Origin of the sequence: Actinopolyspora lacussalsi subsp. righensis, from assembly GCF_900116555.1 — a bacterium.
GTDB lineage: Bacteria > Actinomycetota > Actinomycetes > Mycobacteriales > Pseudonocardiaceae > Actinopolyspora > Actinopolyspora lacussalsi.
The window spans coordinates 742,883-762,098 of record NZ_FPAT01000001.1; the positions used below are offsets into that span (position 1 = coordinate 742,883).

At 68.8% G+C, this 19,216-nt stretch carries 19 protein-coding genes; 9 read left to right on the forward strand and 10 right to left on the reverse strand.

All coding sequences use genetic code 11. From position 1 onward, the window contains the following. Positions 1 to 18: 18 nt before the first annotated feature. From BM394_RS03155 to BM394_RS03165, 3 genes are all read left to right on the forward strand, one after another. Positions 19 to 1,209, forward strand: a complete 1,191-nt coding sequence (locus BM394_RS03155) for a lycopene cyclase family protein (protein WP_092973456.1) — start codon at positions 19 to 21, stop codon at positions 1,207 to 1,209. A 352-nt stretch (positions 1,210 to 1,561) separates the two neighbouring features. After that, the gene (locus BM394_RS03160; RefSeq protein ID WP_092973458.1) at positions 1,562 to 3,358 is read left to right on the forward strand and encodes a GGDEF domain-containing protein; all 1,797 of its coding nucleotides are present in this window, start codon (positions 1,562 to 1,564) and stop codon (positions 3,356 to 3,358) included. Continuing rightward, complete coding sequence (locus BM394_RS03165) at positions 3,324 to 3,533, forward strand: hypothetical protein (protein WP_092973460.1); 210 nt, start codon at positions 3,324 to 3,326, stop codon at positions 3,531 to 3,533. The genes BM394_RS03160 and BM394_RS03165 overlap by 35 nt, the downstream gene beginning before the upstream one ends. 282 nt (positions 3,534 to 3,815) lie before the next feature. On the opposite strand, the gene BM394_RS03170 is transcribed toward BM394_RS03165, so the two are convergent. The 7 genes from BM394_RS03170 to BM394_RS03200 all read right to left on the reverse strand — a co-directional run bounded on the left by BM394_RS03170 (position 3,816) and on the right by BM394_RS03200 (position 10,436). Further along, complete coding sequence (locus tag BM394_RS03170) at positions 3,816 to 4,169, reverse strand: metal-sulfur cluster assembly factor (protein WP_207227649.1); 354 nt, start codon at positions 4,167 to 4,169, stop codon at positions 3,816 to 3,818. Positions 4,170 to 4,252: 83 nt separating this feature from the next. Continuing rightward, a complete protein-coding gene (gene sufU, locus BM394_RS03175; protein WP_092927881.1) occupies positions 4,253 to 4,714 on the reverse strand; it encodes a Fe-S cluster assembly sulfur transfer protein SufU in 462 nt (153 codons plus the stop codon). 10 nt (positions 4,715 to 4,724) lie between these two features. Continuing rightward, positions 4,725 to 6,065, reverse strand: coding sequence for a cysteine desulfurase (locus BM394_RS03180; RefSeq protein ID WP_217643314.1), 1,341 nt, complete (start codon positions 6,063 to 6,065; stop codon positions 4,725 to 4,727). Continuing rightward, positions 6,062 to 6,835 (reverse strand): Fe-S cluster assembly ATPase SufC, encoded by a 774-nt coding sequence (gene sufC / locus BM394_RS03185; protein WP_092973464.1) that lies wholly within the window; start codon positions 6,833 to 6,835, stop codon positions 6,062 to 6,064. Before sufC ends, BM394_RS03180 begins: the two co-directional genes overlap by 4 nt. Positions 6,836 to 6,940: 105 nt before the next feature. Continuing rightward, positions 6,941 to 8,134: a Fe-S cluster assembly protein SufD gene (gene sufD, locus BM394_RS03190; protein WP_092973466.1), complete on the reverse strand. Its 1,194-nt coding sequence runs from the start codon at positions 8,132 to 8,134 to the stop codon at positions 6,941 to 6,943. Further along, entirely contained in the window at positions 8,134 to 9,594 is a 1,461-nt protein-coding gene (sufB, locus tag BM394_RS03195; RefSeq protein WP_092973468.1) for a Fe-S cluster assembly protein SufB, read from the reverse strand. The genes sufD and sufB overlap by 1 nt, the downstream gene beginning before the upstream one ends. Continuing rightward, the gene (locus BM394_RS03200; protein WP_092973470.1) at positions 9,591 to 10,436 is read right to left on the reverse strand and encodes a helix-turn-helix transcriptional regulator; all 846 of its coding nucleotides are present in this window, start codon (positions 10,434 to 10,436) and stop codon (positions 9,591 to 9,593) included. Before BM394_RS03200 ends, sufB begins: the two co-directional genes overlap by 4 nt. A 138-nt stretch (positions 10,437 to 10,574) precedes the next feature. Between BM394_RS03200 and mptB the strand changes: the two genes are divergently transcribed. The 5 genes from mptB (at position 10,575) to BM394_RS03225 (ending at position 16,059) form a co-directional block, all read left to right on the forward strand. Further along, a complete protein-coding gene (gene mptB / locus BM394_RS03205; protein ID WP_092973472.1) occupies positions 10,575 to 12,206 on the forward strand; it encodes a polyprenol phosphomannose-dependent alpha 1,6 mannosyltransferase MptB in 1,632 nt (543 codons plus the stop codon). Between the two features lie 82 nt (positions 12,207 to 12,288). Beyond that, positions 12,289 to 13,227 (forward strand): ABC transporter ATP-binding protein, encoded by a 939-nt coding sequence (locus tag BM394_RS03210; RefSeq protein WP_092973474.1) that lies wholly within the window; start codon positions 12,289 to 12,291, stop codon positions 13,225 to 13,227. A gap of 125 nt (positions 13,228 to 13,352) precedes the next feature. Continuing rightward, positions 13,353 to 14,069 (forward strand): ABC transporter permease, encoded by a 717-nt coding sequence (locus BM394_RS03215; RefSeq protein WP_092973753.1) that lies wholly within the window; start codon positions 13,353 to 13,355, stop codon positions 14,067 to 14,069. 42 nt (positions 14,070 to 14,111) lie between these two features. Beyond that, complete coding sequence (locus tag BM394_RS03220; protein ID WP_092973476.1) at positions 14,112 to 14,963, forward strand: SCO6745 family protein; 852 nt, start codon at positions 14,112 to 14,114, stop codon at positions 14,961 to 14,963. Positions 14,964 to 15,087: 124 nt separating this feature from the next. Next, positions 15,088 to 16,059 (forward strand): COX15/CtaA family protein, encoded by a 972-nt coding sequence (locus BM394_RS03225; protein ID WP_092973478.1) that lies wholly within the window; start codon positions 15,088 to 15,090, stop codon positions 16,057 to 16,059. 58 nt (positions 16,060 to 16,117) lie between these two features. Here BM394_RS03225 and BM394_RS03230 read toward each other — a convergent pair whose 3' ends face one another. The 3 genes from BM394_RS03230 to BM394_RS03240 form a co-directional block, all read right to left on the reverse strand. Beyond that, on the reverse strand, positions 16,118 to 16,606 hold the full coding sequence (locus tag BM394_RS03230) for a GbsR/MarR family transcriptional regulator (protein WP_092973480.1): 489 nt from the start codon (positions 16,604 to 16,606) through the stop codon (positions 16,118 to 16,120). Positions 16,607 to 16,815: 209 nt separating this feature from the next. Continuing rightward, positions 16,816 to 17,682 (reverse strand): ATP-grasp domain-containing protein, encoded by an 867-nt coding sequence (locus tag BM394_RS03235; protein ID WP_092973756.1) that lies wholly within the window; start codon positions 17,680 to 17,682, stop codon positions 16,816 to 16,818. 59 nt (positions 17,683 to 17,741) lie between these two features. Then, positions 17,742 to 18,062 carry a hypothetical protein gene (locus tag BM394_RS03240; protein ID WP_092973482.1) on the reverse strand — a complete coding sequence of 107 codons (321 nt, stop codon included), beginning with the start codon at positions 18,060 to 18,062 and terminating at the stop codon, positions 17,742 to 17,744. Between the two features lie 175 nt (positions 18,063 to 18,237). Here BM394_RS03240 and BM394_RS03245 point away from each other — a divergent pair, with 175 nt between their 5' ends. Further along, positions 18,238 to 19,206: a quinone oxidoreductase family protein gene (locus BM394_RS03245; RefSeq protein WP_092973484.1), complete on the forward strand. Its 969-nt coding sequence runs from the start codon at positions 18,238 to 18,240 to the stop codon at positions 19,204 to 19,206. Positions 19,207 to 19,216 lie beyond the last annotated feature (10 nt).

A 19,216-nucleotide genomic window follows, 5' to 3' on the forward strand; every position in this document is an offset into this window, starting at 1 on the left:
CCGTGATCTGATGGACGCATGGTGGACGTGCTGGTGGTTGGAGGCGGCCCGGCGGGCAGAGCGCTGGCCGCGGCTTGTACCGACACCGGACTGCGGGTCACCCTCGTCGACCCCGCGCCGCGGCGACCGTGGCCGAACACCTATGCCTGCTGGCGGGACGAGCTGCCCACCGCGGTAGCGGAAACAGCCGTGGCGCGCACCACGAGCAGGACGACCGCGGTGGGAACGCGACCGCATCTGCTGCACGGCGAGTACTGCGTGCTGGACAACCCGGCACTGCGGCGGCTGCTGCACCGCGACGGGATCCGCGAGGTCACCGGCACGGTCCGCGAGGCCGAACACGACACGGCCGGACGCACGGTGCGGCTGCGGGACGGGCGCGAACTGCGCGCGGCGGTACTGGTGGACGCGTCGGGCAGCAACCGGGTCCTCTCGGGTGGGCGCGTCGACCGGGTGGCCAGCGAACAGACCGCCGTGGGGGCGGTACTTCCCAACGAGCACGCCGAGCGGCTGGTCGGCGCGGGCCGGAGCGTGTTCATGGACTGGCGACAGCCACCCTCCAACGACGATCCGTGGCCGAGCTTCCTCTACGCCGTCCCGCTGCCGGGTGACCGAACGCTGCTGGAGGAGACCGCCCTGGCACGTCGTCCGGGGCTTCCGTTGGCGACGCTGCGTCGACGGCTGTGGGCCCGGCTGCGGGCTGCGGGGGTGACCGCACCAGGCCGGCCCCCCGAGGAGCGAGTGCGGTTCCGACTGGACGATCCGGTTCCCGAGCGGCAGCGCACCGTCCCGTTCGCGACGGTGCCGTTCGGCGCCGCCGCCGGCCTGATACACCCGACCACGGGTTTCAGTGTCGCCGGTGTGCTGCAGCTGGCGCCGCTCGTGGCCGCGGCCCTGAGTGACGGTCTGGAGCGGGATCCGGTCACGGCGGCTCGTGACGCCCGCTCGGTGTTGTGGCCACTTCCGGCACTGACCACGCGACGGCTGCGGTTGTGCGCGGCCGAGGGACTGTTGGCGATGCCGCCGCGAATGGTTCCGGACTTCTTCGACGTGTTCTTCGACATGCCGCCCCGGAAACAGCGGGCGTTCCTGACGCCACTGGCCTCACCCCGGGAGTGCCGCGAGGCCATGACCGAGCTGTTCAACCGGTCCCCCTGGTGGCTGCGACGCCGACTGGTCGTGGGCGGGCTGGTCGGTCCGGCTTCCTGACGGGACCAGGCAGGGCCCGGAGCGGTGTGGAGCGGTGTTCGGCACCACCCGGCGGGCGCGCGGAATCGGCCGCGTCGCTTGTCCCGAGGCACGGAACCTCACCAGCGGCCCCGCCACGAAACTCCCCGACCTCGACCACGCGGCACCGCACCGGGTGGACACGTACCGCCACCCGAACGAGGATTTCACTACGAACAGTGTCCAACCGCGGCCGTCGTGCTGTGCCGGTTACCACATTCTCAGCTCGCGGTTGCTGCCACGGCACGAGCGAACGCGCTATGTTGTCGAAGGACAACGGACAGGAGCGTTTACATGTCATTGAACAGCTGGTGAACGGGCTCGCCGAGACGACATGAACCCCGGCAACATCGATCACGTGCTAGGACCGGCCAACGATGTGCGGTTCGCCTTCCAGCCGCTGATCAACATCCGTACGGGGGCGGTGGTCGCCGTGGAGGCGCTCGCCCGCCCCGCCGACGGACACATCACGGACTTCTTCCGGGAGGCCGCCCGGCAGAAACGGGTCGGAGAGCTGGACGCGGACCTGGCGGTCTCCGCCGTGGACCGTGCGCACGAGCAGCAGTCGCTGCTGCCGCTGCATCTGAACCTCTTCGGCGGAACCGTGACGCACGAGTCGCACCGACTGCGCGCGCTGCACGACAAACTGGCCGAGGTGGGGCGACGCGCCACGGAGATCACGCTTGAGCTCGCGCCGCCGTTCTCCCGACTCGACGGGCGGAAACTGCGTTCGGAGGTGGCGAACCTGCGTTCGCACGGCTACCGGATAGCGGTGGACGGGGTCGGCGACGGCGACATACCGCTGACGCTGCTGGCCGAGCTGGCACCGGACGCGATCAAACTCGACAAGGGGGTCATCGAGGGGATTCCCGACAACGCGGGGCAGGCCGCGCTGCTGGAATCGTTGCAGGGACTGTGCAACGCCACCGGCGCCATCCTGATCGCCGAGGGAGCGGAGCGGGAGGAGCAGCTGGCAGCGCTGCGCGCCGCGGGTGTGCGAGTGGTCCAGGGCAACCTGCTGGCATCGGCGGCACGGCGTCCACCGACCTCACTGCAGATCCCCGAGGCCGTGGCCGAGACCGACGACCCGTACGGCGGCTCGAAACCGACCCCCGCGGGCCCCCGGGTGACCGAATTCCTGTCCCCCGCGACGATGCTCTCCCGGGACGCCACGGCGGACTCGGTACGCGGCGTGCTGGCGGACCATCCCGAGATCAGCGGGGTGGTGCTGGTGGACGAGCACAACCGCCCCGAGTACTCGATAGACCGCAACCGGTTCCTGCTGGCGGTAACCGGCCCCTACGGTCACGCGCTGCACGCGCAACGCCCGGCGGCACGCCTGGCCGACGAACCCAGGCTGGTGAACACGGCCACCACGGCGATGGAGGCACTGACCCTGGTCAGCGGGGCCGACCACACCCGGGTACACGACGACGCGATCGTGGTTGACGAGGCGGGCAGGTGCCTGGGAACCGTGCGTGCGGTGCATCTGATCCGCGGCATGGCGGAGTTCAAGGCGGAGCAGGCGGCGGCGCTGAATCCACTGACCAGACTTCCGGGCAGCGACGCGATCCAGCGCGACGTGGACGGCCGCATCGCCGCGGGCGAGGTGTTCGCACTGAGCTGGCTGGACATCGACGGGTTCAAGACGGTCAACGACACCGCCGGGTTCTCCGCCGGTGACGAGCTGATCCGCTCGGTCGGCAGAACACTCACCGACGCGGCGACCTCATTGGGCTCGGTGCGGGTGGGGCACGTGGGAGGGGACGACTTCCTGCTGGTAGCCGATCTGGACGATCTGGTGAACCTGGCACGGATGGTGCTGGACCCGCCCAGACGCGCCGGAGGCATCGATGTCACCCTCTCGCTTTCCACACTGGTTTGCACGCAGACCGGAACCACCTCCTACCAGGACGCCTCACGGCTGCTGGTCCCGCTGAAGAAGCACGCGAAGTCGCTGACCGGCTCCAGCTGGGTGATGTCGCGGATCGGTTCGGACCGGGTCGACGTGCTGCGCGGTTCCCACGAGGACATCCCCGAGCAGGGCGATCCGGGATTTCCCACCCGTGATCCGGACCCACCTCCACCACGTCCGGGTGCCCCCGGGGCCCGTCACCAGGACGGCCGGTGATCAGCTCCGCGCGGTCGGAGAACGACTTCCCCACCGCTTCCGGTCGAGTGACCGCCACAACCGCAGCGGCAGCAGCCCGATCAACGGAGTGCGTGCCGAACGCTCCAGCCTGGAGAACCTGGCCAAGCCACTGACGGCCCACGAGGCGGAAGGCACCGGCTCGTCCGCCCAGTAGGACCGCTTCCCCCGAACCCCGCGGCGGGTCGTGGCGGAGTCCCGCCCGACTCCCGCTGCCGACCCCGGCGACCACGGGAACGAAGGCCGGCCACACGAGAGAAGGACGCCGGTTCGACGGGATCCGACCCGTGAACCGACGTCCCCGATGTACGTCCGCGGGACCACTACCGTGCGCCTTCGTGAAGCGCTACCGCTCCGGATCATCCCGGAGCGCTCGGGTCCCGGAACGAGAGCCAGCGGGAGGTTCCGCCAAGCGAGCACCCCGACCGGAGAACCTCGGTCAGAGGGTGAAGCCCAGTGCCCTGAGCTGCTCACGCCCCTCCTCGGTGATCTTTTCCGGCCCCCACGGCGGGATCCACACCCAGTTGATCCGGAAATCGTTGACGAGACCACCGTTGGGACCGCCGGTCAGCACCGAACGCGCCTGCTCCTCGATCACGTCGGTGAGCGGGCACGCCGGCGAGGTCAACGTCATGTCGATCGAAGCCGAGTTGTCCTGCTCGACCTGGACACCGTAGACCAGGCCGAGATCGACCACGTTGATCCCCAACTCGGGGTCGACCACGTCCCGCATGGCCTCTTCGACGTCCTCGACAGCAGCCAGTTCGGCCGTGGCGGCCGGGGGCTCCGGCATACCCTCGACTCCACGCACCACTTCGGTACCGTCCTCGGGGGCGGCGGTGCCCCGCTGCTCCTGCGTCTGATTCTCGGTACTGGTCATGACGCTCCCACCTCATCGACAACACGCGATACGGCGTCCCGGAATGCCATCCAACCCAGCAGCGCACACTTGACCCGCATCGGGTATTTGGCGACCCCTGCGAAGGCGACTCCGTCCTCCAGGACGTCCTCGTCGGGTTCGACCTGGCCGCGGCCTTCCATCAACTCTGTGAAGACCGCCTGCTTGTCCAGTGCCTCTTGCAACGGACGGCCCACCACCAGGTCGGTCAGCACCGAGGTGGCAGCCTGACTGATCGAGCAGCCCTGTCCGGCGTAGGAGACGTCGGCCACCGTCGCCTCCGTACCACTGCCGACCAACCGCACCCGCAACGTCACCTCGTCACCACAGGTCGGGTTGACCTGGAACGACTCGGCGTCGAACGGTTCCCGCAGGCCGTGCCGGTGCGGATTCCGGTAGTGATCCAGGATTATCTCCTGGTACATCTGTTCGAGCTGCATCACCACATCCTCAGCCTGCCGTCGGTGTCACCGCGAAGAAACGCTGGGCCTCGCGGACAGCATCCACCAGAGCGGTCACCTCGTCCAACTCGTTGTAGAGGTAGAAACTGGCCCTGATCGTGGCAGGCACACCCATCCTGCGGTGCAGCGGCCAAGCGCAGTGATGGCCCACTCGTATCTCCACGCCCTGGTCGTCCATCACCTGGCTGGCGTCGTGCGGATGCACCCCGTCGATCACGAAGGACACGGCACCACCACGGTTCTCGGTGCTCTCGGGGCCGATGATGCGTACCCCTTCCACGGCGGACAGCTCGCGCAGCGCCCGCTCGACCAGCCGGTGCTCGTGCGCGGAGACCCGCTGCATTCCCACCACGGACAGATAGTCCACGGCAGCGCCGAGACCGACCACCTGCGAGGTCATCGGAACGCCCGCCTCGAAACGCTGCGGCGGTTCGGCGAAGGTCGAACGGTCGATGTGCACGAGTTCGATCATGGATCCGCCGGTGAGAAACGGCGGCATGGCCCGAAGCAGCTCGTGCCTGCCGTAGAGCACCCCGATGCCCGACGGGCCGAGCATCTTGTGCCCGGAGAACACCGCGAAGTCGACACCGGCCGCGGCGAAGTCGACCGGCCCGTGCGGGACGGACTGGCACGCGTCGAGCACCACGAACGCGCCGACGCGGTGCGCCCGATCCACGATGGCTTCCAGGGGGTTGACCGTGCCGAGCACGTTCGACTGGTGGGTCACCGCCACCACCCTGGTGCGCTCGTTGATCAGGGTGTCCAGCTCCGACAGGTCCAATCGGCCCTCGTCGGTGACGCCGAACCAGCGCAGCGTGGCACCGGTCCGTTGGCACAGCTGCTGCCACGGCACGAGGTTGGCGTGGTGCTCCATCTCGCTGACCACGACCTCGTCACCGGGGCCGATCCGGAACCGTTCGGCCTCCGGACCGGCGGTCGCCGCGTTGCTCATGGCGTAGGCGACGAGGTTGACACCCTCCGTGGCGTTCTTGGTGAACACGATCTCGTTCGTCGCCACACCGACGAACCTGGCGATCTTGGCACGCGCACCCTCGTAGGCGTCCGTGGCCTCCTCGGCCAGCTGGTGAGCACCACGATGCACCGCCGCGTTGGAGGTCTCCACGAAGGAGCGCTCCGCGTCGAGCACCTGGGTGGGGCGTTGCGACGTCGCCCCGGAGTCCAGATACACCAGGGGACGCTCGTCGCGCACCGTGCGCCGCAGGATCGGGAAGTCGGCGCGCAGCGCCGCCACGTCCAGCGGTGCCGGTGCGGTGCCCGCACCTGTCTGCGTGGTGTCCGACCCCCGGACACCGGGAGGCTCAACGGTCATGACTGCGCGGCTGCCTCCTTCTTCTCCGTGAAGCGGACATAGCCGGACTCCTCGAGCTCGTCGGCCAGCTCAGGACCGCCGGACTCGGCGACCTGGCCCTTGACGAACACGTGCACGTAGTCGGGCTTGATGTGCTTGAGGATGCGCGTGTAGTGGGTGATGAGCAAGACACCTTTGTCACCGCTCTCGGTGTAGCGGTTGATGCCGTCGGAAACCACGCGCAGCGCGTCCACGTCCAGACCGGAGTCGGTCTCGTCGAGGATCGCGAACTTCGGCTTGAGCAGGTCGAGCTGCAGGATCTCGTGACGCTTCTTCTCACCGCCGGAGAAGCCCTCGTTGACGCTGCGCTCCGAGAACGACTCGTCGATCTCGAGGTCGCTCATCGCCTGCTTGACCTCCTTGACCCAGTGCCGAACCTGCGGGGCCTCACCCCGGGTGGCGGTGGCGGCACTGCGCAGGAAGTTCGACATGGAAACGCCCGGAACCTCGACCGGGTACTGCATGGCGAGGAACAGGCCCGCGCGAGCGCGCTCGTCGACGCTCATCTCCAGGACCTCCTCACCGTCGAGCAGCACCGAGCCCGAGGTGACGTTGTACTTGGGGTGTCCGGCGATCGCGTAGGCCAGGGTGGACTTGCCGGAACCGTTCGGTCCCATGAAGGCGTGGATCTCGCCCGAGCGCACGGTGAGGTTCACGCCGGTGAGGATCTCCTTCGAGCCCTCCTCCGTGTTGACCTCGGCGTGCAGGTCCTTGATCTCCAGGGTGGCCATCGTGTTCGTCTTCTCCAGGTGGTTGCGCGAAAAGCTGTGTCTTGCTGCCGCGTCAGCGGCGGTGGGCGGGCGGCCGAAACGCCGAGCGTTCCGGCCGTGGCCGGCTCATGCTCCGACCGCCGCCAGTTCCTTGTCGATCGCGGCCTCCAGCCGCTCGCGGACCTCGTCGACCGTGATCTTCTGCAGGAGCTCGCCGAAGAAGCCGCGTACCACCAGCCTGCGTGCCTGGTCGTACGGAATCCCCCTGGCCTGCAGGTAGAACAGCTGGTCGTCGTCGAAACGCCCGATCGCGCTTGCGTGACCCGCACCGGCGATCTCGCCGGTCTCGATCTCCAGGTTGGGCACCGAGTCGGCACGCGCTCCCTCGGTGAGCACCAGGTTGCGGTTCAGCTCGAACGTCTCGGTCCCTTCGGCCGCCGCCTGGATGAGCACGTCGCCGATCCAGACCGAGCGGGCCGAATCGCCCTGCAGTGCCCCCTTGTAGGTGACGTTGCTGCGGCAGTTCGGCTGCGCGTGGTCCATCAACAGCCGGTGCTCCAGGTGCTGACCGCTGTCGGCGAAGTACACCCCCAGCACGTCGGCGTCGCCGCCGCGGTCACCGAAGGTCACCTTGGTGTTGACCCGCACGAGATCGCCGCCCAGCGAGGCGGCGAAGTGGCGGAACACCGCGTCCTTGCCGAGGTAGGCGTGCTCGGAGGAGACCTGGGTGGCGTCGTCGGCGAAGTCGTGGATGGTCACCACCGACAGTTGTGCCGAGTCCTCGGCGATCATCTCGATGTTGTCGCCGATGATCCCGGAACCGCGGTAGTCCAGCACGACCACGGCCTCGGACAGCGGCTCGGCCCGGACCTGCAGGTGCCCGTAGGCGGTCCGGTCCTGCCCCGGGCCGTGCACGGTGACGGTGACCGGGTCGGTGGCCTGCGTGTCCTTCGGGATCGTGACCACGGTGGCCTCGGTGAACGAGCTCCACGCCTGGGCGGCGATCCGGTCGGCGGGAGCGCCGGCCGCGCCCAGCCGCTCGTCGGAGCGGTCCACGGTCTCCACCTTCACGGCGGAGTCCCCGCTGACCTCCACATCGAGCGAACCGGTGGCCTCGGCCGAGCCGTCGTGCAGTCCATGCAGCCGCTTCATGGGCGTGAAGCGCCAGTCCTCCTCACGCCCACCGGGCACCTCGAAGGCACGCACGTCGTAGGAGGTGAAGCGGTGCCCGCGAGAACTCCGCGGCGGCACCGCGGAGTTCTGCGGATCGCGCTCGTCGAGGCCGTTCTGGCCGGACGTTTCGAGAGTCGACTCCGTCATCAGCCGACGGCCCCTTCCATTTGCAGCTCGATCAGACGGTTCAGTTCCAGGGCGTACTCCATGGGGAGTTCGCGGGCGATCGGTTCGACGAACCCGCGCACCACCATGGCCATCGCCTCGTCCTCGGTCAGCCCCCGCTGCATCAGGTAGAACAGCTGGTCGTCACTGACCTTGGACACGGTGGCCTCGTGGCCCATCGTCACGTCGTCGACCCGGACGTCCACGTACGGGTATGTGTCCGACTGACTGATGTTGTCCACCAACAGTGCGTCGCACTTGACGTTGGACGAGGAGTGGTTGGCGCGCTTGGCCACCTTGACCAGCCCGCGGTAGGAGGTGCGCCCACCGCCACGCGCGATCGACTTGGAGACGATCGAGGAGGAGGTGTGCGGCGCCATGTGCTCCATCTTCGCGCCCGCGTCCTGGTGCTGGTTCTCACCGGCGAAGGCCACCGAGAGCACCTCGCCCTTGGCGTGCTCGCCCATCAGGAACACCGACGGGTACTTCATGGTCACCTTGGAGCCCAGGTTGCCGTCGACCCACTCCATGGTGGCGCCCTCTTCGGCCTTGGCACGCTTGGTGACCAGGTTGTAGACGTTGTTGGACCAGTTCTGGATGGTCGTGTAGCGGCAACGGGCGTTGCGCTTGACGACGATCTCCACCACGGCCGAGTGCAGCGAGTCGGTGGAGTAGATCGGCGCGGTGCAGCCCTCGACGTAGTGCACGTAGGCACCCTCGTCGACCACGATCAGGGTGCGCTCGAACTGGCCCATGTTCTCGGTGTTGATCCGGAAGTAGGCCTGCAGCGGAATGTCGACGTGCACGCCCTTGGGCACGTAGATGAACGAGCCGCCGGACCAAACCGCCGTGTTGAGCGCGGAGAACTTGTTGTCACCGGCCGGGATGACCGAGCCGAAGTACTCCTCGAAGATCTCGGGGTGCTCCCGCAGCGCGGTGTCGGTGTCGAGGAACTTGACACCCTTTTCCTCGAGGTCCTCGCGGATCTTGTGGTAGACGACCTCGGACTCGTACTGCGCGGCGACACCGGCGACCAGACGCTGCTTCTCCGCCTCGGGGATACCCAGCTTGTCGTAGGTGTTCTTGATGTCCTCGGGCAGGTCGTCCCAGGTCTGTGCCTGCTCCTCGGTGGAGCGCACGAAGTACTTGATGTTGTCGAAGTCGATCTCCGAGAGGTCGGCGCCCCAGGCGGGCGTCGGCTTGCGATCGAACAGCCCGAGCGCCTTCAGCCGCGCCTGCAGCATCCAGTCGGGCTCTTCCTTGCGCTCCGAGATCTCCCGGACGACGGCCTCGCTGAGGCCGCGTTGCGCGTTCGCGCCCGCGACGTCCGGATCGGACCAGCCGTACTCGTAATTACCGAGTGTGGCCAGGGTTTCTTCCTGGGACATTGGTTCGGAACTGGGCACCGTGGTGGGTGTGCGCTGCTCCGCAGCGGCAGTCATACGGGCTCCCCTCCATGAGGACTCGGGGCAGTGTCCTGTCGGTCCGGACTCCGCGACGCGGATCCCGAAGCGACAGCGTTGTGATCGGTTTCCGGACGGCTCGCCGTACGGTCCTCCGATCGTGCGTGCGGAACGTGCGTGGTGCAGGCCGCGTCGCCGTTGGCGATCGTGGCCAGCCGCTGCACGTGGGTGCCGAGAACTTCGGCGAACGCCTCCGTCTCGGCCTCACACAACTGCGGAAAATCCGCAGCGACATGCGCCACCGGGCAGTGGTGCTGACAAAGCTGCTCCCCTGACCCGACGGTTCGCGCGGAAGCGGCATAGCCCTCCCGCGTGAGCGCGTCAGCCAACACCTGGGCCCGTTCGGCGACGGTCCCACTCGCTGCCAACGCCTCACGGTGGTGCTCGACCAGAGCGGCCATCCGCCGTTCGGCGAACGAGCGAATCGCCTGCTCGCCGGACTGTTCGGCCAGAAACCGCAAGGCCGAGACGGCGAGATCGTCGTAGGCATGGCCGAACCGTGCCCGCCCGCTCTCGGTCAGCAGGAACAGCTTAGCCGGACGTCCCCTCCCCCTGCGGCCGCGAGACGAGGACTCTCTGATCCACGCCTCGCCATCGGCGACCAGCGCATCGAGATGTCTGCGCACCGCCGCCGGGCTCAGACCGAGCCGCTCGGCGATCCCGGCCGCCGTGACGGGGCCCTGTTCGAGCACTGTCCGGGCGACCAGCTGCCGGGTCCGCCCGTCACCGGCGCTCGGAGCCGCACCCTGCCGCGCAGAGCCCGGCTCCTCGGCGGCCCACTCGACCGCCGCGCCCGCTGGGGAGGTTCCGACGTTTTTCACAACACTGATGTTACCTAATTTGGAACGGCACGACAGCGGGCAGGTCCGAGCACATGAGTTGTCTCACACTCCGGTTGCCCGAACGCACCACTCGCCCTTGCCACGTACCCGTCGATCGAGTGGCTAGGCTCGGTCAACATGGCGGCAGGCGAAGCAACCGACACCGGCGACTCGGACAGGAGCCACTCCGGCCGGCGGGACCGAGCACGGGAGGACGCCGGAACGACCACGATCGCACCGGAGACGAACGACGTCCCGGGACCACTCGACCGGAACGAACGCCGCCAGCTGGCACTCGTACGCCGGTTCGGCACCACGGGTGCCCTGCTGCTCGCGTTCGCCGCGGTCGGAGCGGGAGCGGCACCGGTGGACAACCCGATCTCCGGAATCCGCGTGCTGAGCCTGCCCGCCCGCATGCCCACCGTCGCGATGGCCTGCGCCTGGCTGGGCATGCTGATGGTCGTGATCGGCTGGCTGTGGCTGGGCAGGCTCGCGCTGCCGGGACGGAGCCGCCTCGTCTCGCACACCCAGCTCGGCCGCACCATAGTCATGTGGGGCTTTCCACTGGCGATAGCCCCACCGCTGTTCAGCCGCGACATGTACGCCTACCTCGCACAGAGCGCGGTGGCTGCCAGCGGAGCCGACCCCTACGAATTCGGCCCCTCCGAGGCACTGGGCGTGGACAACCCGCTGACCGGCAACGTCCCCAACATCTGGCGGGACACCCCCGCCCCCTACGGGCCGTTGTTCCTGATGCTCGGCAGGGGCATCGCGGCGATCGTCGGGGAGAACATCGTGTTCGGCGTGCTGCTGTGGCGAGTGGTGATGCTGCTGTCGCTGGCGCTGGCCGTCTGGGCCATTCCCCACCTGGCCAGGCGTTGCGGCGTGCCGCCCGTGTGCGCGCTGTGGCTGTGCGCGGCCAACCCGATCGTGCTGTTCCACGTGGTCAGCGGTATGCACAACGAGGCGCTGCTGATGGGCCTGATGCTGGCGGGCATCGAGCTGGGACTGCGGCTGCCGCGCCCGGTGGGACTCGTCGTCGGGTCGGTGGTGATAGTCGTGGCGGGAGCCGTGAAACCCCCCGCCTTCATCGCCCTCGGTTTCCTGGGGATGTATCTGGCGCGCCGACGTGGCGGCCGACTCACCGACGTGCTGCTCGTGGCCGCGGCGATGGTCGCCGTGTTCCTCGCGACCATGACCGTCATCACGGTGACCAGCGGCTGGGGCCTGGGCTGGCTCGAAACGTTCGACGTGCCGAACCGCATCAAGACATGGCTGGCCCCGATGACCGCGGTCGGCATGTTCGGCGGCGGCGGCGTGAGCATGCTGCTGCGACTCGGCAACCACACCGACGCGATGCTGAGCATCACCAAGGTGATCGGATACGGGATCAGCGCGCTGGTGTGCCTACGACTGCTCTGGACCTCCTTCCGCGGCCGGATCGAACCCCTGACCGGGCTGGGGATAACCCTGGGAGCCGTGGCGCTGCTCGGCCCGGTGCTGCACCCCTGGTACCTGCTGTGGGCGCTCGCGCCGCTGGCGGTGTCCACGAACGACTCGCGGTTCCGGGTGGTCACCATCGCCATCAGCGCCTCGGTCGCGCTGCTGGTGCCCCCGACGGGCGCCGGGTACGTACTGCGCTACTACATGATCCCGTTCGCCGTGATCGCCGCCCTGATCGCGTTCGCCGCGATCCTGCTGCTCACCCGCGGCAGGGTGCCGCGGCTGCTGCCCAACCTGCGTCAACCGGCCACGACGGACTCACGATGAACCTCACCACCGGCTCCCGAGGTTCCGCCGAACGAGCACCTACGAAAACCGTGCCGGAAGAACGGTATTAGGCTGGCGGAGCGTGAACCCAGACGCCGACTCCGCCGCTGTGCGGGCACGGGGGCTGACCAAACGATTCGGCGGCAACACCGCCGTGTCCGAGATCGACCTGCACCTGGCGCGCGGTGAGATGCTGGCCCTGCTCGGCCCGAACGGCGCCGGCAAGACCACCACCGTGGAAATCTGCGAGGGCTTCCTGCGTCCCGAGGCCGGGCAGGTCCGAGTGCTCGGACTCGATCCGGTCGACCAGGGTGCCCGGCTCCGCCCCCGCATCGGGGTGATGCCCCAGGGCGGCGGTGCCTACCCCGGTGTGCGCACCGAGGAGATGTTGCGCCTGGTGGCCGCCTGCTGCGCCGAGCCGCTCGACCCGGCCTGGCTGCTGGACATTCTCGGACTCGACGGAGTGCGCACGACCCCCTACAAGCGGTTGTCCGGCGGGCAGCAACAACGACTGTCACTGGCGTGCGCGCTGGTCGGCAGACCGGAACTGGTCTTCCTCGACGAACCGACCGCGGGAATGGACGCCCACGCGCGCAACCTGGTCTGGGAACTGATGTCGGCGCTCCGCGCCGACGGGGTCGGTGTGCTGCTGACCACCCACCTGATGGACGAGGCCGAGACCCTCGCCGACCGGGTGGTGATCATCGATCACGGCCGTGTGCTCGCACGGGGCACCCCCGAAGAACTCACCTCCGGCGACGAGGAACACCGCGAACTGCACTTCCGGTCCCGCCCCGGACTGAACCTCGAACCGCTGCTGACCGCGCTGCCGGAAGGGTGCTCCGCCCGGGAAGTGCGTCCGGGACAGTACCTGGTGCGGGGTCACATCGACCCGCAGACCGTCTCCACCGTGACGGCGTGGTGTGCCCGGCACGGAGTAATGGCCGACGAACTGCGGATCGGCAGACGCAGCCTGGAAGACGTCTTCCTCGAACTGACCGGACGGGAGCTACGCGCTTGACACGACAGGAAAGCTCCGACAGCGCGTACGAGGGGCTCGCGAACGCACCGGAACGGACCACCCGGACACCCACCTTCGCACCGGGAACCTTCCGCCCCTCCCCGGGACGGGCCAATCCGCTGCGGATGCTGCTCACCCAGACGCGGGCGGAATCGCTGCTGACGCTGCGGCACCCGGAGCAGGCACTGCTGACCCTGCTGATCCCGCTCGTACTGCTGATCGGGATGAGTACCCTCGACATCGGACTGGTGGAACAGCCCCGCGTCGACTCGGTCACCCCGCGGATACTCGCGCTCGCGGTGATGTCCACCGGATTCACCGGGCAGGCCATCGCACTGGGATTCGACCGCCGCTACGGCGTGATCAAACGCCTCAGCGCCACCGCCCTCCCCCGCTGGGTGCTGATCGCGGGCCGCGTGCTCGCCGCACTGCTGGTCGTGGCACTGCAAACCGTGGTCCTCGGCGGGACCGCCCTCGCACTCGGTTGGCACCCCTCCGGTGCCGGCGTGGCGGCGGCGGTCCCGGTACTGATCCTGGGAACACTCGTCTTCGGTGCGGGCGGGGTGCTCGTGGGTGGCGCGCTGCGGGCCGAGACGGTGCTCGCCGTAGCCAACACGACCTGGTTCGCGCTGCTGCTGGCGGGCGGACTCGCGATCCCCGCCCGGCACCTGCCCGGCGTCATGAGCTCGCTCGCCGAGTACCTGCCCTCCGGAGCCCTGGCCGAAGCGCTCGACGCCTGTCTCGCCGACGGGACGGCACCCACCGCGGGATCACTACTGGTCCTGCTGTGCTGGGGAGTCATCGCCGGAGCCCTGGCGGTGCGCACCACCCGCCTCAGTTGATCCCGGCTCCGGCGCGGTCCGGGGATCACTAGAGTGCGGGCCATGGAAACCCAACACGCACGCCGGGCCAAAAAGACGCTCGACCTACCGCACGCCATGATCTACTTCGCTCCCGAGCTGGAACGGGAAATGTCCGAGCTCGGGATCGACTCCTGGAGCAGGGCCTACTTCGCGAGCCGTGCCGCCCCGCTGGGCGCCGTCGGGGCGAACCTGGTGACCGCCACCTTCTACAACTTCAACCCCGAACTGGTGCGCCAACACATTCCCGCCGCCTGGTCGATCGCCGCTCCGGAGGACATCGTCGCCGCACGGTTCCGAGCGGTCTCGGGAGCCCTGGAACGAATGCTGGGACGGGAAGCGGTCCGTTCGGAGGCGGTCGACGAAGCCGGACGGCTCGCGGCCAAGGCCGCCGAGAGGTGCTCGCCCGCGGGCAAACCTCTGTTCGCCGGACACGCGGAGATCGAGTACCCGGACGAACCGCACCTGCGCCTGTGGCACGCCCTGACACTGTTACGGGAGTTCCGGGGCGACGCGCACATCGCCGTACTGCAACAGGCGGGACTCGGCCCGCTGCAGGCACCCGTGCTGCAGAGCGCCGCCGGACGAGGGATGAACGCCGCGACGTTGAAACAGACCCGGGCCTGGTCCGAGGAACAGTGGACCGACGCACAACTGGAACTGGCCGACCGGGGCCTGCTGGACTCCTCCGGAGCGGTGACAACGGCCGGTGAACAACTGCTCGACGAGATCGAGGACACCACCGACGCGGCCTCGCTGGAACCGTGGCGCGCGCTCGACACCTCGGAGTTCGCCAAGCTGCTCGAACACGGCGGCGCGCTGAGCAAACAGCTCCACGAGGCCGGCGCGGTGCCGAAACGGATCTTCGAGCACTGACTCCACCGGTCTCCGCACTCTCACGGTGGTGGTCGCCGTCCGACGGGAATCACCACCGTGGCGTGCGACACCGACGCGCGGTCCCCCACGCCGGGCGACGCCCTGGTGTGCCTACCATCGTCTCGTGCCGACCCTGTCGTTGCCAGAACGAATAACCCGCCCCTCCGCCCGGTTGGTTCGCGCCTCGGCCGTCGCGGTACTGGTCACCCAGATGATGATCGCGGTAACCGGCGCGGTCGTGCGTGTCACCGGCTCGGGACTGGGCTGTCCGACGTGGCCGCAGTGCTTCCCCGGCAGCATGGTGCCGGTCTCGCACGCCGATATCGCGCCGCTGCACCAAGCCGTCGAGTTCGGCAACCGGCTGCTGACCTGGGTCGTCGCGGCCACGGCGCTGATCTGTCTGCTGCTGTCATGGCGAGTGCGCCCGGTCCGCCCGAGACTGCGCCTGCTGGCCGGGTTGGTGCTGATCGGCGTTCCGGTGCAGGCCGTGATCGGCGGTATGACGGTGCTGCTGGATCTGCGCTGGTGGAGCGTATCGCTGCACTTCATGGCATCGGCGGTGCTGATCTGGATCTCCGGGCTGCTGGTCAAGGCAGCGGGCGAGGGTGACGAGAAACCGTATCCGGTCGTCACCGGCAGGATGCGCGGCGTTCTGGTGGCGCTGACAGCGGTCGCGGCCGCGATGTTGTTCGCGGGCACGCTGGTCACGGCGGCGGGTCCGCACGCCGGTGACCCGAGCACCCCGCGGCTGCCGATGTCCATTCCGCTGCTGACCCAGCTGCACGGGCTGCTGGTGATGGCCTATCTCTGCCTGCTGGCGGTGTTCGGGTTCTGGCTGCGCGGCACCTCGCCGACTCGTGGCCTGCTGCGTGCCTACGCCACCGCCTGCCTCGTGGTGCTCGCGCAGGGGGTGATCGGCTCGGTGCAGTACGTCACCGGGGTTCCCGAGGGGCTGGTGGTGGCCCACGTCCTCGGCTCCACGATCGTGATCGCGACGGTGTCCCTGCTCTGGGCGGAGTCCCGCTACCGGGGTCCGGCTCCCAACCGGCGGCAGCCGCGCTCGGTTCACGTCGCGAGCGAACCGGTGAGTGGTTGAACGAACCCGCTGTCGCCGGGGTGGCGCGTCGGGGGGTGAACTCGGGGAGCCTGCCGGATCAGCTCCGCCTGCGGGAGTCCCGTTCCCAGCGACGCCACAGCTCCGGGATCTCCTCGGACAGCCACTGGTAGAACTCGTGTACCGCCCGCAGTCTGCGGGCGCGCTCCCCCTGTCCGCTGAACATGCGCAGCCCGGAGTCGATCAGGCTCTCCAGCTCGACCATGCGGTGCATCCGGGCGCTGACCAGCTCCGGCCAACGATGCTCCTCCACCCGGTAGAGCGCGGCCTCTCGGCCCTGCCGGGTGGTTTTGGAGACGATCCCCAGCCGCACCAGGAACCGAACGTTGGTGCTGATCGAGCCGGTACTGGCACTGAGCGCGTGCGAGAGCTCCGCGGCGGTGCGTTCCGGCGGATCGCAGATCAGCAGGAAGGCAAGGACTCGCCCGGCGATCAGCGGCATCCCTTCGGTGGACTCGAAGTAGGCCGCCATCTGCTCGATCCACTCCGACATGGCGGGGCGGTCCGTGCGCTGGGTGTACTCGACCACTGGTGTGCTCGCTTCCGGATCCGGACCACGGAAGCACCGTGATCGGTTTCGCTAAACACTGAAACCATAGGTGCAACCGACACACAAGGCAAGACGCCTCCCCGGCACGGCGATTTCGCGAGAAATTTACGCGGGACCGGGGTGAGGACCCACCCACCGATCCCGCGACGAGCCGGACGGAGTAACCGGGTCAGGCGGCCCGGTGCGAGTCAGGAAGCACGGCGCGCGAGCTCGGCGCGCACGGCCGAGGCGAAGCGCAGCGGAGCCGCCCGGTCGGCGAGCAGGAAATTGAGCCGCGGTTCGATCAGCTCCAGCTCCAGCAACATGGGGTCGCCGTCGTCGCCGCGGACCAGGTCCACGCGCGCGTAGAGGAACTCGTACCGCGCCACGCCCAACAGCTGCCCGGTGGCGTCGAGTACGTCCTCGGCGACCCGCCGCAGCTCGGGAGCGGGATCGGTGGCGAACGGCCCCTTGCCGAGATCCGCCGAACCAGCCGCGTCATCGGCCGGGTCCAGCAACGGCCCCTTCACGAACCCGTGCGAGTACACCCCGCCGAAGAAGACCAGCGCGGTCTCACCCTCTCGATCGACCACGGGCTGATAGGGCTGCACCAGCGCAGGGATGCCCTCATCGTGCAACGAACGCAGATGCAGCAGGGCCCGTTCGCGCTGTTCGGGCAGGAACCGCGCCGCGCCCCGCGAACCGGCGCCCACCGTGGGTTTGACGACGAACTCCCGCTCCGGCAGTTCGGGATCGTCGTCGGCCCGCGCCTGATCACCGGGCTCCACGACCCGGGTGGGAGTGACCGATACCCCGGCCTCGGCGAGCTCCGCCAGGTACCGCTTGTCGCTGTTCCAGCGCACCACCCGCGCCGGGTTCGCCAACGCCGGTACGGACTCGCACCAGTCCACGAACTCCTTCATCCGCGAGGTGTAGTCCCAGGTGCTGCGCAGCACCACCAGGTCCGCGGTCTCGAAGGGTTCGGCCGGGGAGTCCCACACCGCCCAGCGACTGTCGATTCCCAGTTCGTCGAGCGCGGCGAGCAACGACCGCTCGTCCTCGTGGGACTCGGGCATGTCGGAGTAGGTCGCCAGCAGCACGCGAGGACGGCCACCGGCTCGGTGCGGATCGCTGGTCACCTCGCGCGTGCCCCCGCCATCTTCCTGCGGTGGGCTGGTCCGATCGTCAACGCCGCCGCGGTATCGGAGTCCCAGTCACCGCTTTCCAGACCTGCCACGGCCTCGACGACCGACTCACCCGTTGTCGGGTCGGGAACCAGTACGTCGCCGAGCGCGCCGTCCTGGCCGATGAGCACTATCCGTGCCCCGCCCTTGCCGAGGTTCTCCACCACGGCACGTGCCGAACCGCCGTGTCGGGCGACGAACTCGGTGGCAGTGGCCACGGCACGTTTCGGGGGCCGCGTCGGCGCGGTCTCACCAGTCTGCTGCGTAGTCACGCGGCTGATCGTAACGGTAGCCCGGTCGGTAACGGAGCGACGCGTGAGCCACACCACCCGGCGAATGCTCGGGACATGCCGCTGGAATCACCTTGAGCGGTACCGAACGGAGTTCTCGTGGCATGATCGAACGCCACGGAACTGCCAGGCGAAACCACGGATCAGGAGGCCGCGCATGCGCGCTGTCCAGGTCACCGAGCACGGCGGCCCAGAAGTGCTGCACACCGTCGACGTGGCGGACCCCGAACCCGGCCCGGAGGAGCTGCTGGTCGGAATCACCGCCAGCGGGGTGAACTTCATCGACACCTATCAGCGCGGTGGGCTCTACCAGGTGTCGTTGCCGTTCACGCCGGGCTCCGAAGGTGCGGGGACCGTGCTGTCCGTGGGGTCCGGTGTGAACGGCTTCGAGATCGGCGACCGGGTGGCGTGGGCCATGGTTCCGGGCAGCTACGCCGAGCGCGCCGTGGTACCCACGAACAAAGCGGTGGCACTGCCCACCGCGCTCGGGGAGCGCACCGCCGCGGCCGCGATGTTGCAGGGCCTGACCGCGCACTACCTCACCGCCTCCACGCACGTGGTGAAGCCGGGCACGGTCGCGCTGGTACACGCGGCGGCCGGTGGGATGGGGCTGCTGCTGACGCAACTGATCACGCTGCGCGGCGGCCACGTGATCGGCACGGTCTCCACTCCGGAGAAGGAACGGCTGGCGCGCGAGGCGGGGGCCGAGGACGTCATTCGCTACACCGAGCGGGACGTGGCCTCGCGGGTGCGGGAGCTGACCGGCGGAGTCGGGGTGCACGTCGCCTACGACGGGGTGGGCAGGGACACCTTCGACGCGAGCCTGGCCTCGCTGCGTCCGCGCGGCACGCTGGCGCTGTTCGGCGCCGCCAGTGGCCCGGTGCCGCCAGTGGATCCACAGCGGCTCAACTCGGCGGGTTCGGTTTTTCTCACCAGGCCGACGTTGGCGCACCACATGCTGGACCGCGCGGAGCTGGACTGGCGGGTGGGTGAGCTGTTCGACCTGATCACGCGCAACGAACTGCGGATCCGCATCGGGGGCAGTTATCCGCTGGCCGAGGCGGCGGACGCCCACGAGGCGTTGGAAGGGCGCCGAACCACCGGAAAGGTACTGCTGGAACCCTGATCGCGGTCCG

What these genes read in the sequence shown, in the direction of transcription:
- BM394_RS03170 (WP_207227649.1), bottom strand. Translation starts at nt 4,169, where the DNA reads ATGCCGGAGCCCCCGGCCGCCACGGCCGAACTGGCTGCTGTCGAGGAC.
- BM394_RS03220 (WP_092973476.1), top strand. Translation starts at nt 14,112, where the DNA reads ATGGAAACCCAACACGCACGCCGGGCCAAAAAGACGCTCGACCTACCG.
- sufB (WP_092973468.1), bottom strand. Translation starts at nt 9,594, where the DNA reads ATGACTGCCGCTGCGGAGCAGCGCACACCCACCACGGTGCCCAGTTCC.
- sufD (WP_092973466.1), bottom strand. Translation starts at nt 8,134, where the DNA reads ATGACGGAGTCGACTCTCGAAACGTCCGGCCAGAACGGCCTCGACGAG.
- BM394_RS03215 (WP_092973753.1), top strand. Translation starts at nt 13,353, where the DNA reads ATGCTGCTCACCCAGACGCGGGCGGAATCGCTGCTGACGCTGCGGCAC.
- BM394_RS03155 (WP_092973456.1), top strand. Translation starts at nt 19, where the DNA reads ATGGTGGACGTGCTGGTGGTTGGAGGCGGCCCGGCGGGCAGAGCGCTG.
- sufU (WP_092927881.1), bottom strand. Translation starts at nt 4,714, where the DNA reads ATGCAGCTCGAACAGATGTACCAGGAGATAATCCTGGATCACTACCGG.
- mptB (WP_092973472.1), top strand. Translation starts at nt 10,575, where the DNA reads ATGGCGGCAGGCGAAGCAACCGACACCGGCGACTCGGACAGGAGCCAC.
- sufC (WP_092973464.1), bottom strand. Translation starts at nt 6,835, where the DNA reads ATGGCCACCCTGGAGATCAAGGACCTGCACGCCGAGGTCAACACGGAG.
- BM394_RS03160 (WP_092973458.1), top strand. Translation starts at nt 1,562, where the DNA reads ATGAACCCCGGCAACATCGATCACGTGCTAGGACCGGCCAACGATGTG.
- BM394_RS03235 (WP_092973756.1), bottom strand. Translation starts at nt 17,682, where the DNA reads ATGCCCGAGTCCCACGAGGACGAGCGGTCGTTGCTCGCCGCGCTCGAC.
- BM394_RS03245 (WP_092973484.1), top strand. Translation starts at nt 18,238, where the DNA reads ATGCGCGCTGTCCAGGTCACCGAGCACGGCGGCCCAGAAGTGCTGCAC.
- BM394_RS03180 (WP_217643314.1), bottom strand. Translation starts at nt 6,065, where the DNA reads ATGACCGTTGAGCCTCCCGGTGTCCGGGGGTCGGACACCACGCAGACA.